Consider the following 14,107-nt stretch of genomic DNA (forward strand, 5'->3'; position numbering starts at 1 on the left):
CAATTGGCATCTAAAATTAGAAAATATAGTGAAGAAATCGTTTAAGATTTCACTATGAACACCCAGTGAACAGGGCAGGTATATGGCAGAAGATAAAAAAGCGGAAAAAGCAGAGAAAAAAGCAGGGGGCGGCGGCAAATTGATGCTGATCGTCATTGTGTTGCTGGTTCTGGTGTTGGCCGCGGTGGGGGGCTTGGCCGCTTACATGTTCACTAATATGAATAAACCGGCGGCGGCCGGCGAACATGCCGAGCAGACCAAGGAAAAACCCAAGAAGAAAAAAGAAGGTCCGCCGATCTTTGAAAAGCTGGACACTTTCGTGGTGAATCTGGCCGGTAACGACGGCTCTTTGCTGCAGGTGGACATGCAGGCGGAGCTGGCCGACGAGGAAGCCAAAAAGAAATTCACCGATTACGCGCCCAAGATTCGCAGCGCGCTGATCCTGCTGCTGTCGTCCAAGTCCGCGGTCGAGCTGGCGACGCCGGACGGCAAGGTGCGGCTGAAAGCCCAGGTCAAGCAGATCATCAATGAGTCGATGGACGCCGGCGAGGAGCAGCCGGTGGAAAGCGTGCTCTTCACTTCCTTCATCATCCAGAAGCAGTAAGCGGCATGGGCGACGATATTCTTTCCCAGGAAGAGGTAGATGCCCTACTCAGGGGCGTCTCCGGGGAGGATGAGGATGACAGCGGCGGCGGGGACGCGCAGGGCGTCCGCGGCTACGATATCGGCCGGCAAGAGCGCATTGTGCGCGGCCGGATGCCGACGCTGGAAATCATCAACGAGCGTTTCGCGCGCAATCTGCGCATCGGCCTGTTCAACTTCATCCGCCGCAACGCGGAAATCTCGGTTGGGCCGGTGCGGGTGCAGAAGTACAGCGAGTTCATCCGCAACCTGGTGGTGCCCACCAACCTCAACCTGGTGCACGTCAAGCCTTTGCGCGGCACCGGCCTGCTGATTTTCGACCCGGATCTGGTCTTCCTGATCGTCGACAATCTGTTCGGCAGCGACGGGCGCTACCATGTGCGGGTGGAAGGCCGCGACTTCACCCCCACCGAGCAGCGCATCATCCGCCGTTTGCTGGACGTGGTGTTCGTCGAATGCCAGAAGGCCTGGGAGCCGGTGCATCCGATCGAGTTCGTCTACCTGCGCTCCGAAATGAACACCCAGTTCGCCAACATCGCCACGCCCACCGAGGTGGTGGTGGCGATGACCTTCCATATCGAACTGGGCGCCGGAGGCGGCGATTTCCATATCTGTCTGCCGTATTCGATGGTGGAGCCCATCCGCGACATGCTGTCCAGCACCATGCAGGCGGACCGCACCGAGGTGGACAACCGCTGGGTCAACCTGATGACGCATCAGGTGCAGGCGGCGGAAGTGGAGCTGGTGGCGACCTTGGGCCAGACCAAGGTGACCTTGGGTCAGATTCTGAATTTGAAGAACGGCGACGTGGTGATGTTGGAGATTCCGGAACGGGTGGAGGCCGATGTGTCGGGCATTCCGGTGTTCGAAGCCAGCTACGGCACCGTGCAGGGGCGCTATGCGCTGAAGGTGGAGCAAGTGTTGGCCGGCGCGAATGATTTTCACGAGCCTCTGGGGGATAAAGAGTAATGAGCGAAGAAGAATTGCAAGCCGCGCAGATGGAGGCCGAAGCGGCCGCCGCCGCGGCAGCCGCCGCCGGCGGGGCCGGCGGCGAGGAAGAGATATCGATGGACGACTGGGCGGCCGCGATGGCCGAGCAGGAAGTGGTGGACGCGGCTCCCGAGGCGGTGCCGGCGCAGAACCTGTTCCAGGAACTGGGCGCGAGCACGTCCGGCGCCGGCGTGCCGCAGAATCTGGACATGATTCTGGACATCCCGGTGCAATTGACCGTGGAACTGGGCCGCACCAAGATCGCCATCCGCAACCTGCTGCAATTGGCGCAGGGCTCGGTGGTGGAACTGGACGGCATGGCGGGCGAGCCGATGGACGTGCTGGTCAACGGCTGCCTGATCGCCCAGGGCGAGGTGGTGGTGGTCAACGACAAGTTCGGCATCCGGCTGACCGATATCATCACGCCCGCGGAGCGCATTCGCCGCCTGCAAAAATGACGAGGTCAGCCATGTTTGCGATGACGCGCCGTGCAGTGCAGGGCGCTTTTTATTTGGCGGCGTCCGGTCTGGCCGCCGCGGCCACCGTCGCGCCGCCGGCGGCCGCGCCGTCGCCGTTCATGAGTTTGCTGCAGGTCTTGTTCGGCCTGGCGGTGGTGCTGGGCGCCATTGTCGGCATGGCCTGGCTGTTCAAACGGCTTTCCGGCGGCATGCTGGGCGCGTCCAACCGCCTGAAGGTGGTGAGCGGCACCATGGTGGGGCCCAAGGAGCGCGTGGTGATCGTGGAGCTGGAGGGCGAGTGGCTGGTGCTGGGCGTGACGCCGCAGCAAGTCAATCTGCTGAGCAAGCTGCCGCGGCCGGAAGGCGCGGAAACCGAGGTCGCGCCGGCGGCGGAGCCGTTTGCGCGCTGGTTGAAGGCGGCGATGGACAAGAACCGCAAGGACAAGGCGGGGCCGCAATGAAGCGCTGTCTCCGATACGGCGCCTTGGCCTTGCTGGCGACGCCCTTGATCGCGGACGCGGCCGGCGGCCTGCCGATGATGAGCAGCACGCCGGCGGCCGGCGGCGGGCAGAATTACTCCCTCAGCCTGCAGATGTTGCTGTTCATGACCGGGCTGACCTTCATCCCGGCGATGATGCTGATGATGACGGCCTTTACCCGCATCATCATCGTGATGTCCTTGCTGCGCCAGGCGATGGGCACCATGCAGTCGCCGCCCAACCAGGTGATCGTCGGCTTGTCGCTGTTTCTGACCCTGTTCGTGATGGGGCCGACCTTCGATCAGGTCTACGCCAAGGCCTGGGTGCCGTTCTCCGACGACAAGATCACGTTGCAACAGGCGGTGGACGAGGCCAGCAAGCCGATGAAGGCCTTCATGCTGCGCCAGACCCGGGAGAAGGATCTGGCCTTCTTCATCGAGATTTCCCAATCGGAAAAGCCGCAAACCAAGGCCGACGTGTCGATGAAGACCCTGGTGCCGGCCTATGTGATCAGCGAGCTGAAAACCGCGTTTCAGATCGGCTTCATGGTGTTCATTCCCTTCCTGATCATCGATCTGGTGGTGGCCAGCATCCTGATGGCCATGGGCATGATGATGGTGTCGCCGGTGACCATCTCGCTGCCGTTCAAGCTGATGCTGTTCGTGCTGGTGGACGGCTGGACCTTGTTGATGGGCTCGCTGGTGCAGAGCTTCTATACTGGCTGAGGCGGCATGATGGCTTGTGACTGGAAACGTCGCCGGGTTGGGCCCGGCGTTTTAGGCGAGGAGCGGGCGGCATGAGTCCGGAGCTGATCATCAATATCGTGCAGAACGCGCTGTATATCCTGATCATCGTCGCGGCGCCGGTGTTGCTGGTGTCGCTGCTGGTGGGCCTGCTGGTCAGCGTGCTGCAGGCGGCGACTCAGATCAACGAGATGACGCTGACCTTCATTCCCAAGCTGCTGGCGATGTTCCTGGTGCTGGTGCTGGCCGGGCCGTGGATGTTGAACACGCTGATCGAGTACACCACGCGGCTGTTCCAGAGCATTCCGCACGTGATCGGCTGATGCTGAGCATTTCCGACGCGCAGATCAACGCGCTGGTGGCCATGTTCGTCTGGCCGTTCGCACGCATCGTCGGCCTGCTGCTGGTGGAGCCGGTGTTCGCCTATCGCGGCGTGCCGCGCCGTTTCAAGGCCGGCTTCGCGCTGATCCTCACCGTGATGCTGGCGCCCTTGCTACCGCCGCTGCCCGCGGTGCCGCTGGTGTCGGCCGAGGGCATCGCCATCCTGTTGCAGCAGTTGTTGATCGGCCTGGCGATGGGCTTCGTCATGCGCATCGTGATTTCCGCGGTGGAAGTGGCCGGCTTCATCATGGGTTCGCAAACCGGCCTGGGTTTCGCCATGTTCTTCGACCCGATGCACTCGGCCCAGGTGCCGGTGGTGTCGCAGCTGCTGACCCTGTTCACCTTTCTATTGTTTCTGGCCTTCGACGGCCACCAGGTGGTGCTGTCCACCCTGGTGGAAAGCTATCGGGTGCTGCCGATAGGCATGAGCATGCCGGACCAGGGCATCAAGGCGCTGGCCCTGTGGGGCGGCCATCTGATCGAGTGGGGCGTCTGGCTGGCCATGCCGGTGATCGCGGCGCTGCTGATCACCAACCTGGCGATCGGGGTGATGACCCGCGCCGCGCCGCAGTTCAACATCTTCACTTTCGGTTTTCCGCTGACCCTGATGATAGGTTTCATCAGCATCTATCTGACTTTGCCGATGATGGTGCCGGTGCTGGAGCAGATGTACCAGGCCGGTTTCGAGATGATGCTGGCCATGCTCAAGGCCAAGTAGGCGGCCGCCATTCCTGTCCAGATTCAAGTTCTGCTAAAATAAGCGCCAATTTTGACTGAAAGGTCCGCAGTGGACCGGACAACAGACAGAGGCAACTATGGCAGGTCACAGTAAATGGGCTAACATCCAGCACCGCAAAGGTCGTCAGGATGCCAAACGTGGCAAGATCTTTACCCGCTTGATCAAGGAAATCACCGTTGCGGCCAAGATGGGCGGCGGGGACACCAATATGAACCCGCGCCTGCGCCTGGCGGTGGACAAGGCCAAGGCCGAGTCCATGCCCAAGGACAATATCGAGAACGCGATCAAGCGCGGCACCGGCCAGCTGGACGGCGTCGATTACGTGGAATGCCGCTACGAGGGCTACGGCATCGGCGGCGCGGCGGTGATGGTGGACTGTCTGACCGACAACAAGACCCGCACCGTGGCCGACGTGCGCCACGCTTTCTCCAAGTACGGCGGCAATATGGGCACCGACGGCTGCGTGTCCTTCCAGTTCAGCCATTGCGGCTATCTGGTGTTCGCGCCGGGCGTGGATGAGGACGCCTTGATGGAGGCCGCGCTGGAAAGCGGGGCGGAGGACGTGGTCGCCAATGACGATGGCTCCATCGAAGTGATCACCGGTCCGTACGAGTTCTCCGACGTCAAGGACGCGCTGGAAGCCAAGGGCTTCAAGGCGGAGATGGGCGAAGTGACGATGAAGCCGCAGAACGAGACCGAACTGTCCGGCGACGACGCCGCGCGCATGCAGAAGCTGCTGGACGCGCTGGAAGACTTGGACGATGTCCAGGACGTCTACACCTCCGCGGTGCTGGACGAGTAAGACGCCGACGCGGGTAGGCCACAGGCCCCGCGGCGGCAGGAAAAAGAAAGCTCCCCCCAGGGGAGCTTTTTTTGCGTCCGGGCTGCGCGGCCCGTCTGTAGTTTTGCCGCTACATTGAAGCTCGCCCGGCGTCAAGCGCCGCCGAAGGGCTTAGCGTGGACTGTTGCATTTGCTGAACAGATTGAGTTTATCGCTTCCGGCGCGTGGGCGGCTCTGCTATAAAGCGTCAGCTGATTACGTTTTAGCAATTGACGCCGCCGGGCTAGCCGCGGCGTCGTTTGATCACGATGAGGAAACTATGACCCGGGTCCTGGTGGTGGGCAGTGTCAATATGGATCTGGTGGTGGAAGCGGAGCGCTATCCACGGCTGGGTGAAACCTTGTTTGGCAAGCGCTTTGCGTCCTATCCGGGCGGCAAGGGCGCCAATCAGGCGGTGGCCGCCGCGCGGCTGGGCGCGCAGGTGAGCTTGTTGGGTTGCGTGGGCCGCGATATGTTCGGCTCCCAGCTCAAGGAGACCTTGCGGGCCGAGGGCGTGGACATCGGCCGCTTGCGCGAGGCGGACGTGGCCACCGGGCTGGCGACGATTACCCTGGCCGAAGGCGACAACGCCATCGTGGTGGTGCCCGGCGCCAACCATCAGTTGCTGCCGGAGCATCTGGATCAGGACGAACAAGCCTTCCGCGACGCCGACGTGGTGCTGGCGCAGATGGAGGTGCCGCTGGCCACGGTGGAGCGCGCGGCTGAGCTGGCGCAACGCCACGGCAAGCCCTTTTTGCTGAATCCGGCGCCGGCCCGCCCCTTGCCGCCCAGCCTGCTGGAACGGACCGCCTTGTTGACGCCGAACGAACACGAGCTGGCGCAGGCGCTGGACGAGCAGGGCGATTGGCAAACGCTGATGCGCAAACTGCCGGGACGGGTGGCGATGACGCGCGGCAAGGACGGCGCTTATTTCTGCCGCGCCGACGGCAGCCTGCATCATCAAGCCGGCTTCGTGGTGTCCGCGGTGGACACCACCGGCGCCGGCGACACCTTCAACGGCGCCTTGGCCGCGTTCTGGCCGCAGGGCCTGGAGGCGGCGATGGCCTTGGCCTGCGCCGCGGCCGCGCTGTCGGTGACGCGATCCGGCGCGCAGAGCGGCATGCCGACGCTGGCCGCGCTGCAACAGATGCTGAAGGAACAGGCATGAAGCGGCTGGGACATCTGAACCGGGACATCGCGCGGGTATTGGCCGGCATGGGCCACACCGATAGTCTGGTGATCGCCGATTGCGGCCTGCCGATTCCGCCCGGCGTCGAATGCATAGACCTGAGCCTGCGCCTGGGCGTGCCGGAGTTTCCCAGCGTGCTGGACTCCATCCTGGCGGACTTCAAGGCGGAGCGGGCCTTGTTCGCCTCCGAATGCCTGCAGCACAGCCCGGCGGTGGAAGTGCTGGCCAACGATATGGCCGCGCACGGCGTGGCGGTGGAATACGCGCCGCACGAGGAGTTCAAGCGCCGCTGCCGCGAGGCCAAGGCGGTGATCCGCACCGGCGAATGCACGCCGTACGCCAATGTGATCCTGTATTCCGGCGTGATCTTTTGAAGGGACGGGCGATGAAGGTAAGCATGCGCGGCATCAGCAAGGCCTTTGGCCCGGTCAAGGTGCTGGAGGCGGTGGATTTCACCGTGACGGGCGGCGAAGTGCATGCCTTGATGGGCGAGAACGGCGCCGGCAAATCCACCTTGATGAAGATTCTGTCCGGCGTCCATCAGGCCGACGCCGGAGAGATTCTGCTCAACGACCAGCCGGCGACGATACGCTCCACCACCGAGGCCGAAGCCCAGGGCATCGCCATCATCCATCAGGAACTGAATTTGATTCCGCAGCTGTCGGTGATGGAAAACCTGTTTCTGGGACGCGAACGCGAGCATAGCCGCTTCGGCGTGATCCGGCGCGCCGGCATGCGGCGCGAGGCCCGCCAGATTTTGCAGCAGCTGGGCGCCGGCCAGATCGACCCGGAAGCGGAGGCCGGCAAGCTGTCCATCGGCCAGCAGCAGATGGTGGAAATCGCCAAGGCCATGTCCTTGAACGCCAAGGTGCTGATCATGGACGAGCCGACCGCGGCCTTGACCGAGCGAGAGATCGAAGCCTTGTTCGTCTTCATGGAGCAGCTCAAGCGGCGCGGCGTGGCGATTGTCTACGTGTCGCACCGGATGGAGGAAATCTTCCGCGTCTGCGACAAGATCAGCGTGCTGCGCGACGGCTGCTTCGTCGGCGAGCGTCAGATCGCCGCCACTGATTTCGACGAGGTGGTGAGGCTGATGGTGGGCCGCGAGATCGGCGACCGTTTTCCCAAGCGCGCGTCCGCGCCCGGCGCGGTGCGCCTGGAAGTGGAAGGGCTGGCCGACGACGGCCGCATCCGGGACATCGGCTTCGAGGTCCGCGCCGGCGAGGTGCTGGGCGTGGCCGGTTTGATGGGGGCGGGCCGCAGCGAGATTCTCAATGTCTTGTTCGGCGTCCGGCCGCGTCGGCAGGGGCGGGTGAGGCTGGACGGCGCGGAGCTGGACATCCGCCGGCCCGGCGACGCCATCGCCGCCGGCATCGCCTACGTGACCGAAGACCGCAAGAGCCAGGGCCTGGTGCTGGGCATGTCGGTGCGGGAGAACTCCACCCTGGTGCATCTGCGCCGCCACGCGCGGCTGGGGGTGGTGAACCGCCGTTCCGAGAACGAGGAGGCGCGACGGCTGATCGAGCAATTGCGCATCCGCACCCGCGACGCGGAACTGGACGTCAAATCCTTGTCCGGCGGCAATCAGCAAAAAGTGGTGTTCGCCAAGTGGCTGGCGGAGCCGCCCAAGCTGCTGTTGCTGGACGAGCCGACGCGCGGCGTCGACGTGGGCGGCAAGGCGGAGATCTACCACATCATCAATCAACTGGCCGCCGCCGGCGCGGCCATCGTCATGGTGTCGTCCGAATTGCCGGAAGTGATGGCGATGAGCGACCGCATCCTGGTGATACACGAGGGGCGCCGGGCCGGGCTGTTCGAGGCCGGCGCGGCGACGCAGGAAGACATCATGGCCGCGGCGGCCGGCGCGACGGCGGACTGAGCGTCGCCGCGCATTGAATATTCAGGTCGCGCCCATCGGGCGCAAGCAAGGGAAACGGTAAGCAAGATGACCCCGCAACAAAAAGCAACGCTGCAAAAACTCGGGCCTTTCATCGCCCTGCTGGCGATCTGCGCCGGCTTGTCGGTGATGAGCGCCGACTTCCTGACCATGGGCAATCTGCTCAATGTGATGCGCCAGGTCTCCATCAACGCCTTGATCGCCTTCGGCATGACCCTGGTCATCCTGCTGGGCGGCATCGATCTGTCCGTGGGTTCCATCCTGGCCTTGTCGTCGGTGCTGACCGCGATGCTGCTGCAAGCCGGCGTCGATCCGCTGCTGGCCACGCTGTTGGGCATCCTGTCCGGCGCGCTGATGGGCTGCTGCAACGGTCTGGTGATCAGCAAGGGCAAGGTGGCGCCCTTCATCGCCACGCTGGCGTCGATGACCATTCTGCGCGGCCTGTCGCTGGTGGCGTCCAACGGCAGCCCGATCACCGGCTTCGGCAGCGATATGTTCTCCATGTTGGGCGGCGGCTATGTGGCCGGCGTGGTGCCGGTGCCGGTGGTGTGGATGTTGCTGATGTTCGCCGGCTTCTGGTTCATGCTGAAGAAAACCGTTTTCGGCCGCCATGTCTACGCCACCGGCGGCAACGAGGAGTCCGCGCGGCTGTCCGGCGTCAAGGTGGACCGGGTCAAGATCTGGGTCTACACCTTGTCCGGCGCGCTGTCGGCGATGGCCGGCGCGGTGCTGACTTCGCGCTTGAATTCGGCGCAGCCCACCGCCGGCGCTGGCTACGAGCTGGACGCCATCGCCGCGGTGGTGCTGGGCGGCACCAGCCTGACCGGCGGCCGCGGCTGGATCGTGGGCACGCTGATCGGCGCCTTGCTGATCGGGGTATTGAACAACGGCCTTAATCTGCTGGGCGTATCGTCCTTCTATCAGCAGGTGATCAAGGGCGTGGTGATTCTGCTGGCGGTGCTGTTGGACCGCAGCGGCAAGAAGTAAGCACGTTTTCACGATCTCGCGAGCGAGACGAGACGAAAAAGGCTGAGGACGCGGCGCGCGCATCATGTCGCACCTGCATTCTGAAGCCGTTTTCAAGGCCGTGTCGTCGATGCGTGACAGATCGTGAACAGGTTCAGAGCGCGGCCCGCCAGCGGCGGGACAACAGCGCAAGCGACCATAACACTAGGGGAGTTTCAATATGCAGCGCTTTCATCACACTAGGGGGAGTTCCGATATGCAACGCTTAATCAAGCCTTTGGTTTTCAGTGTCATCGCGGCCAGTCTGATCGCCTGCACCAAGCAGGGTCCGGCCGACGGCGCCTCGTCCGGCGCCAGCGCGCCGGCCGCGGCCGCCGGCCAGCCGGTGGTGGGCCTGGCGGTGTCCACGCTGAACAATCCGTTCTTCGTCTCGCTGCGCAAGGGCGCGGAAGACGAGGCGGCCAAGGAGGGCGTGCGCCTGATCACCGTGGACGCGCAGGACGATTCCGCCAAGCAGCAGGCCAGCGTGGAGGATCTGATCCAGAAGAAGGTGAGCGTGATCCTGATCAATCCCACCGACTCCTCCGCCGTCGCCAATGTGGTGAAGGAAGCGGTGAGCAAGGGCATCAAGGTGGTGTCGCTGGATCGCAGCGTCAACGGCGCCGAAGTCAGCGCCCACATCGCCTCCGACAATGTGGCCGGCGGCAAGATGGCGGCCGACTTCCTGCTGCAGAAGCTGGGCGGCAAGGGCCGGCTGGTGGAACTGGAAGGCATCCCCGGCTCCTCCGCCGCCCGCGAGCGCGGTCAGGGCTTCCACGCGGTGGCGGACGGCAAGGCCGACGTCAAGATCGTGGCCAAGCAGCCGGCCGATTTCGACCGCGCCAAGGGCTTGTCGGTGATGGAAAACATCCTGCAGGGCAATAAGGACGTGCAGGGCGTGTTCGCCCACAACGATGAAATGGCGCTGGGCGCCTTGAAGGCGATCCAGGCCGCCGGCCTGAAGAACGTCGCGGTGGTGGGCTTCGACGCCACCGCCGACGCGGTGGCCTCGGTCAAGGCCGGCGGCCTGGCCGCCACCGTGCAGCAACAGCCGGAACTGATCGGCCAGTACGGCGTGCAGACCGCCAAGAAGCTGATCGACGGCCAGCAGGTGGAGAAATTCATCCCGGTGCCCTTGAACCTGGTCAAGCAGTAAGCCTGAAGACCGGTCTCGCTCTGGCGATGAGGGCCGGCTTGAGGTAAGGTGGCCGGCAATCGGCGGCCCCGTCCCGCGCTTGCGCAGGCCGGGGCTGTTTTGCAATCGAGTCCGCGGCGGCATGGCGCCGCCGCATGAGGAATAGGCTGTCGATGAGCGGCTACAAGCGTTTGACCATAGACGACATCGCCGAACTGGCCGGCGTGTCGCGCACCACAGCCAGCATGGTGCTCAACGGCCATGCCGAGCGCTACCGCATTTCCCGGGCTACGGTGGAGCGGGTGGAGAAGGTGGCGCGCGAGCAGCATTTCAACCCGTCGCAGTCGGCGCGCTCCTTGCGCTCGCGGCGCAGCAACTCGGTGGGGCTGGTGATTCCCGACCTGACCAACTCCGCCCACGCGGCCTTGGCCCAGGCGATGGAGGAACTGTGCCGCCAGCGCGATTACCAGATGCTGCTGGTGACCAGCGACGAAGATCCGCGACGCGAGGCCGAGGTGATGGCGCATCTGGCGGCGCGGCAGGTGGACGCGATGATCGTGGTGCCGTGTACGCACGAGGCCAAGTCCTACCAGAAATGGGTGCGGCGGTTGCCGCTGGTCTTCGTCGACCGCCGGGTGGACGGCAGCGGCATCCCGTCGGTGGTGACCGACGGCTGCGCCAGCGTGGAGCGCCTGGTGGGCGACGCGCTGGAGCAGGGCGTGTCCGAAGTGGTGTTCTTCGGCGGCCAGCCTGAGCTGTCGCCCAGCCGCGACCGTCTGCAAGGGTATCGTCAGGCCTTGGCGCTTCACGGCGTTGAGGAAGGGCCGGGCTGGGTGTGCCATCGCGATTACCTGCGCCGTTCCGGTTTCGAACTGATGCAGCAATGGCGGCAACAGCATCAACGCCTGCCTCAGGCTTTGTTCACCGCCTCGGTGTCGCTGCTGGAGGGCGCGCTGGCCTTTCTCAATCAGCATTGCGGCCTGGCCAACGCGCCGTTGCGCCTGCTGACCTTCGACGATCACTCCTTGCTGGACTGCCTGCCGCTGCGCGTCGACGCCATCGTGCAGGACAGCCGCGAAATGGCGGCGCGCAGTCTGGACCTGGCCCTGGCTCTGCTGGAAGGGCAGACGCTGACCGAGCCGGAGGCCCTGGTGCCGGCCAGCCTGCACCGGCGCTGGCCGGATTAGGCTCTGTTGAACTATGTTTTTCCCCGGCGGAAAAACAAAGCTCAACAGACCCTGGGGTTTGCTGCCGCTTCGCCAGCCGGCGTACAATAGCCGTTTCACGATTTTCGAGCCTGAGTCACCATGATCCGTACCCGTTTCGCTCCCAGTCCCACCGGTTATCTGCATATCGGCGGCGTGCGCACCGCGCTGTTTTCCTGGGCCTACGCCCGCAAGAACGACGGCGTGTTCGTGCTGCGCATCGAGGACACCGATCTGGAGCGCTCGACGCCGGAGTCGGTGAAGGCGATTCTGGACGGCATGCACTGGGTGGGCCTGGATTACGACGAAGGCCCGTTCTACCAGACCCATCGTTTCGACCGTTACAAGGACGTGATCCAGCAATTGCTGGACTCCGGCCACGCCTACCTGTGCTATTGCAGCAAGGAAGAGCTGGAAGCGATGCGCGCAGAGCAGGAAGCGCGCGGCGAGAAGCCGCGTTACGACCGCCGCTGGCGTCCGGAAGCCGGCAAAACCTTGCCGGCCGTCCCCGCGGACGTGACCCCGGTGGTGCGCTTCAAGACCCCGCTGGACGGCGTGGTGGCCTGGGACGATGCGGTCAAGGGCCGCATCGAGATCGCCAACCAGGAACTGGACGATCTGATCATCGCCCGTCCGGACGGCAGCCCGACCTATAACTTCTGCGTGGTGGTGGACGATTGGGACATGCAGATCACCCATGTGATCCGCGGCGACGACCACGTCAACAACACCCCGCGCCAGATCAATATCCTGAAGGCCTTGAACGCGCCGCTGCCGGTGTACGGCCATCTGCCGATGATCCTCAACGAGGACGGCCAGAAAATGTCCAAGCGCCGCGACGCGGTCAGCGTGGTGGACTACGCCGACAAGGGCATTCTGCCGGAAGCGCTGCTCAACTACCTGGCGCGCCTGGGCTGGGGCCACGGCGACGACGAGTTCTTCTCCATGGAGCAGTTCGTCGAGTGGTTCAGCCTGGAAGCGGTGAGCGCGTCCGCCAGCCGCTTCAACCATGAAAAATTCATGTGGCTGAACGCCCAGCACATCAAGAGCGCGGACAACGGCCGCCTGGCCGGACTGATCGCGCCGCGCCTGGCCGCCGCCGGCGTCGAGCTGGCCGGCGGGCCCGCCATCGAGGAGGTGATCGCCCTGGTCAAGGAGCGGGTGCAGGACCTGAACGCGCTGGCGCTGGAAGTGGATTATTTCTATCGCAAGCGCGAGGCCGCCGCGGCCGACGTGGATAAGCATCTGTCCGGCGACAGCGTGGCGCGCATGGGTCGTTTCGCCGACAAGCTGGCGGCGCTGGACGCCTGGTCCGCGGAAGGCATCCACGAGCTGTTCAAGCCTTTCTGCGCGGAAGAGGGCATCAAGATGGGCCAGTTGGGCATGCCGCTGCGCGTGCTGGTGTGCGGCACCACCCAGACGCCGTCGGTGGACGCGGTGCTGGCCTTGATCGGCAAGGACGAAGTGCTGCGTCGCCTGCGCGGCTGAGCCGGCCGTCGCCGCTAAAAAACCGCCCCGCAAGCGTTGGCTTGCGGGGCGGTTTGTTTTAGGCGTCACGCCCATGCGGCGCAGGCGCGCGCCTCTTGACAGGCCTTGAACAGATCCTCAGGCCAGCGCCGGCTCGGCGCAGACGCGCGCGCAAGTCTCAGGCGCGGGCTGGCTCATATAATGATCCAGCAACAGGCGCATGTAGCGGTGGCTTTGGCAGATGGCGTGGCGCAACTCGGCCACTTGCTGCGCGCTTGGATTTTCGCCCACCAGGGTGACGATGATTTCCAGCGCCTCCCAGGGGTGTTCGTCGTCGTAATGCGCGTGCAGCGCCAGCCATTTCATCGCCTTGGCGCGCTTTTCCTTGGGGAACTGCCGGGCGTAGTCCTCCTTGGAGCAGACGGCGGCGCACCATTCTCCGGTGGCGCCTTCGATGGCGTAATTGGTGGCCGCCATCGCCACCTCCAGCGATTCGCGCTCGCAGACCTGATGGCACCAGTGGCTGAGGCTCAGCGTTTCCAGCGCCTGGGGGTTGCGCAGCAGGCTGTCCGTGTCCACGCCGGACGCCGCGGCCCATTGCACCCAGTGGTCGGCGTGGTTCTGCTCCACCCGGATGTTGCGGATCAGGTAGCGGCGCGCCATATCATGGCCGCGATGCTGGCCGTAGCGCACTTTCAGCAGGTTTTTGGCCATGTATTGCGGAAACTGTTCGATTACCGGCCAGCCGCCGCGCAGAAAGGCCTGGTGGATGGCGGCGGGCAGCACGCCGTCGCGCATTTGCCGGAACAACTCGTGTTCCACCACCTGGCGTTTGAAGGCGTCGCAATGGCGCACCAGCTCCCGCGTCCATTCCGGATAGCTGTGGAGGTCCATCAGCGGGCCGCTCCTGACAAAACCGATCTCTTTACTCATGGTGTCCCCTTTCCTTAGAAGCAA

At 64.2% G+C, this 14,107-nt stretch carries 16 protein-coding genes; 15 read left to right on the forward strand and 1 reads right to left on the reverse strand.

Annotated features, from left to right (window positions below; all coding sequences use genetic code 11):
• Positions 1 to 142: 142 nt before the first annotated feature.
• The 15 genes from JC616_RS09220 to gltX all read left to right on the forward strand — a co-directional run bounded on the left by JC616_RS09220 (position 143) and on the right by gltX (position 13,171).
• Complete coding sequence (locus tag JC616_RS09220) at positions 143 to 604, forward strand: flagellar basal body-associated FliL family protein (RefSeq protein WP_227107866.1); 462 nt, start codon at positions 143 to 145, stop codon at positions 602 to 604.
• Between the two features lie 5 nt (positions 605 to 609).
• The gene (gene fliM, locus JC616_RS09225; RefSeq protein WP_048413985.1) at positions 610 to 1,611 is read left to right on the forward strand and encodes a flagellar motor switch protein FliM; all 1,002 of its coding nucleotides are present in this window, start codon (positions 610 to 612) and stop codon (positions 1,609 to 1,611) included.
• A gap of 29 nt (positions 1,612 to 1,640) precedes the next feature.
• Entirely contained in the window at positions 1,641 to 2,090 is a 450-nt protein-coding gene (gene fliN / locus JC616_RS09230; protein ID WP_048414031.1) for a flagellar motor switch protein FliN, read from the forward strand.
• Between the two features lie 11 nt (positions 2,091 to 2,101).
• The gene (gene fliO / locus JC616_RS09235) at positions 2,102 to 2,551 is read left to right on the forward strand and encodes a flagellar biosynthetic protein FliO (protein WP_227107868.1); all 450 of its coding nucleotides are present in this window, start codon (positions 2,102 to 2,104) and stop codon (positions 2,549 to 2,551) included.
• Positions 2,548 to 3,294, forward strand: a complete 747-nt coding sequence (fliP, locus tag JC616_RS09240) for a flagellar type III secretion system pore protein FliP (protein WP_107799658.1) — start codon at positions 2,548 to 2,550, stop codon at positions 3,292 to 3,294. Before fliO ends, fliP begins: the two co-directional genes overlap by 4 nt.
• A gap of 71 nt (positions 3,295 to 3,365) precedes the next feature.
• The gene (gene fliQ / locus JC616_RS09245) at positions 3,366 to 3,635 is read left to right on the forward strand and encodes a flagellar biosynthesis protein FliQ (RefSeq protein ID WP_019099986.1); all 270 of its coding nucleotides are present in this window, start codon (positions 3,366 to 3,368) and stop codon (positions 3,633 to 3,635) included.
• The gene (gene fliR / locus JC616_RS09250; RefSeq protein WP_107799657.1) at positions 3,635 to 4,411 is read left to right on the forward strand and encodes a flagellar biosynthetic protein FliR; all 777 of its coding nucleotides are present in this window, start codon (positions 3,635 to 3,637) and stop codon (positions 4,409 to 4,411) included. Before fliQ ends, fliR begins: the two co-directional genes overlap by 1 nt.
• A gap of 97 nt (positions 4,412 to 4,508) precedes the next feature.
• Positions 4,509 to 5,234 (forward strand): YebC/PmpR family DNA-binding transcriptional regulator, encoded by a 726-nt coding sequence (locus JC616_RS09255; RefSeq protein ID WP_107799656.1) that lies wholly within the window; start codon positions 4,509 to 4,511, stop codon positions 5,232 to 5,234.
• Positions 5,235 to 5,532: 298 nt separating this feature from the next.
• The gene (locus tag JC616_RS09260; RefSeq protein ID WP_227107870.1) at positions 5,533 to 6,420 is read left to right on the forward strand and encodes a ribokinase; all 888 of its coding nucleotides are present in this window, start codon (positions 5,533 to 5,535) and stop codon (positions 6,418 to 6,420) included.
• Positions 6,417 to 6,815 (forward strand): D-ribose pyranase, encoded by a 399-nt coding sequence (rbsD, locus tag JC616_RS09265; protein WP_107799654.1) that lies wholly within the window; start codon positions 6,417 to 6,419, stop codon positions 6,813 to 6,815. The genes JC616_RS09260 and rbsD overlap by 4 nt, the downstream gene beginning before the upstream one ends.
• An 11-nt stretch (positions 6,816 to 6,826) precedes the next feature.
• Positions 6,827 to 8,320: a sugar ABC transporter ATP-binding protein gene (locus tag JC616_RS09270; RefSeq protein WP_227107872.1), complete on the forward strand. Its 1,494-nt coding sequence runs from the start codon at positions 6,827 to 6,829 to the stop codon at positions 8,318 to 8,320.
• A gap of 66 nt (positions 8,321 to 8,386) precedes the next feature.
• Positions 8,387 to 9,325: an ABC transporter permease gene (locus tag JC616_RS09275; RefSeq protein WP_019099980.1), complete on the forward strand. Its 939-nt coding sequence runs from the start codon at positions 8,387 to 8,389 to the stop codon at positions 9,323 to 9,325.
• Positions 9,326 to 9,560: 235 nt separating this feature from the next.
• Positions 9,561 to 10,499 (forward strand): ribose ABC transporter substrate-binding protein RbsB, encoded by a 939-nt coding sequence (gene rbsB, locus JC616_RS09280; protein WP_107799653.1) that lies wholly within the window; start codon positions 9,561 to 9,563, stop codon positions 10,497 to 10,499.
• A gap of 134 nt (positions 10,500 to 10,633) precedes the next feature.
• The gene (locus JC616_RS09285; protein ID WP_227107874.1) at positions 10,634 to 11,665 is read left to right on the forward strand and encodes a substrate-binding domain-containing protein; all 1,032 of its coding nucleotides are present in this window, start codon (positions 10,634 to 10,636) and stop codon (positions 11,663 to 11,665) included.
• A gap of 120 nt (positions 11,666 to 11,785) precedes the next feature.
• Positions 11,786 to 13,171, forward strand: coding sequence for a glutamate--tRNA ligase (gene gltX, locus JC616_RS09290; protein WP_227107876.1), 1,386 nt, complete (start codon positions 11,786 to 11,788; stop codon positions 13,169 to 13,171).
• A gap of 117 nt (positions 13,172 to 13,288) precedes the next feature.
• On the opposite strand, the gene JC616_RS09295 is transcribed toward gltX, so the two are convergent.
• Complete coding sequence (locus tag JC616_RS09295; protein ID WP_227107878.1) at positions 13,289 to 14,083, reverse strand: TenA family transcriptional regulator; 795 nt, start codon at positions 14,081 to 14,083, stop codon at positions 13,289 to 13,291.
• Positions 14,084 to 14,107: the final 24 nt, after the last annotated feature.

It is taken from the genome of Chromobacterium rhizoryzae, assembly GCF_020544465.1.
Classification (GTDB): Bacteria; Pseudomonadota; Gammaproteobacteria; order Burkholderiales; family Chromobacteriaceae; genus Chromobacterium.

What these genes read in the sequence shown, in the direction of transcription:
- JC616_RS09220 (WP_227107866.1), top strand. Translation starts at nt 143, where the DNA reads ATGCTGATCGTCATTGTGTTGCTGGTTCTGGTGTTGGCCGCGGTGGGG.
- fliM (WP_048413985.1), top strand. Translation starts at nt 610, where the DNA reads ATGGGCGACGATATTCTTTCCCAGGAAGAGGTAGATGCCCTACTCAGG.
- fliN (WP_048414031.1), top strand. Translation starts at nt 1,641, where the DNA reads ATGGAGGCCGAAGCGGCCGCCGCCGCGGCAGCCGCCGCCGGCGGGGCC.
- fliO (WP_227107868.1), top strand. Translation starts at nt 2,102, where the DNA reads ATGTTTGCGATGACGCGCCGTGCAGTGCAGGGCGCTTTTTATTTGGCG.
- fliP (WP_107799658.1), top strand. Translation starts at nt 2,548, where the DNA reads ATGAAGCGCTGTCTCCGATACGGCGCCTTGGCCTTGCTGGCGACGCCC.
- fliQ (WP_019099986.1), top strand. Translation starts at nt 3,366, where the DNA reads ATGAGTCCGGAGCTGATCATCAATATCGTGCAGAACGCGCTGTATATC.
- fliR (WP_107799657.1), top strand. Translation starts at nt 3,635, where the DNA reads ATGCTGAGCATTTCCGACGCGCAGATCAACGCGCTGGTGGCCATGTTC.
- JC616_RS09255 (WP_107799656.1), top strand. Translation starts at nt 4,509, where the DNA reads ATGGCAGGTCACAGTAAATGGGCTAACATCCAGCACCGCAAAGGTCGT.
- JC616_RS09260 (WP_227107870.1), top strand. Translation starts at nt 5,533, where the DNA reads ATGACCCGGGTCCTGGTGGTGGGCAGTGTCAATATGGATCTGGTGGTG.
- rbsD (WP_107799654.1), top strand. Translation starts at nt 6,417, where the DNA reads ATGAAGCGGCTGGGACATCTGAACCGGGACATCGCGCGGGTATTGGCC.
- JC616_RS09270 (WP_227107872.1), top strand. Translation starts at nt 6,827, where the DNA reads ATGAAGGTAAGCATGCGCGGCATCAGCAAGGCCTTTGGCCCGGTCAAG.
- JC616_RS09275 (WP_019099980.1), top strand. Translation starts at nt 8,387, where the DNA reads ATGACCCCGCAACAAAAAGCAACGCTGCAAAAACTCGGGCCTTTCATC.
- rbsB (WP_107799653.1), top strand. Translation starts at nt 9,561, where the DNA reads ATGCAACGCTTAATCAAGCCTTTGGTTTTCAGTGTCATCGCGGCCAGT.
- JC616_RS09285 (WP_227107874.1), top strand. Translation starts at nt 10,634, where the DNA reads ATGAGGAATAGGCTGTCGATGAGCGGCTACAAGCGTTTGACCATAGAC.
- gltX (WP_227107876.1), top strand. Translation starts at nt 11,786, where the DNA reads ATGATCCGTACCCGTTTCGCTCCCAGTCCCACCGGTTATCTGCATATC.
- JC616_RS09295 (WP_227107878.1), bottom strand. Translation starts at nt 14,083, where the DNA reads ATGAGTAAAGAGATCGGTTTTGTCAGGAGCGGCCCGCTGATGGACCTC.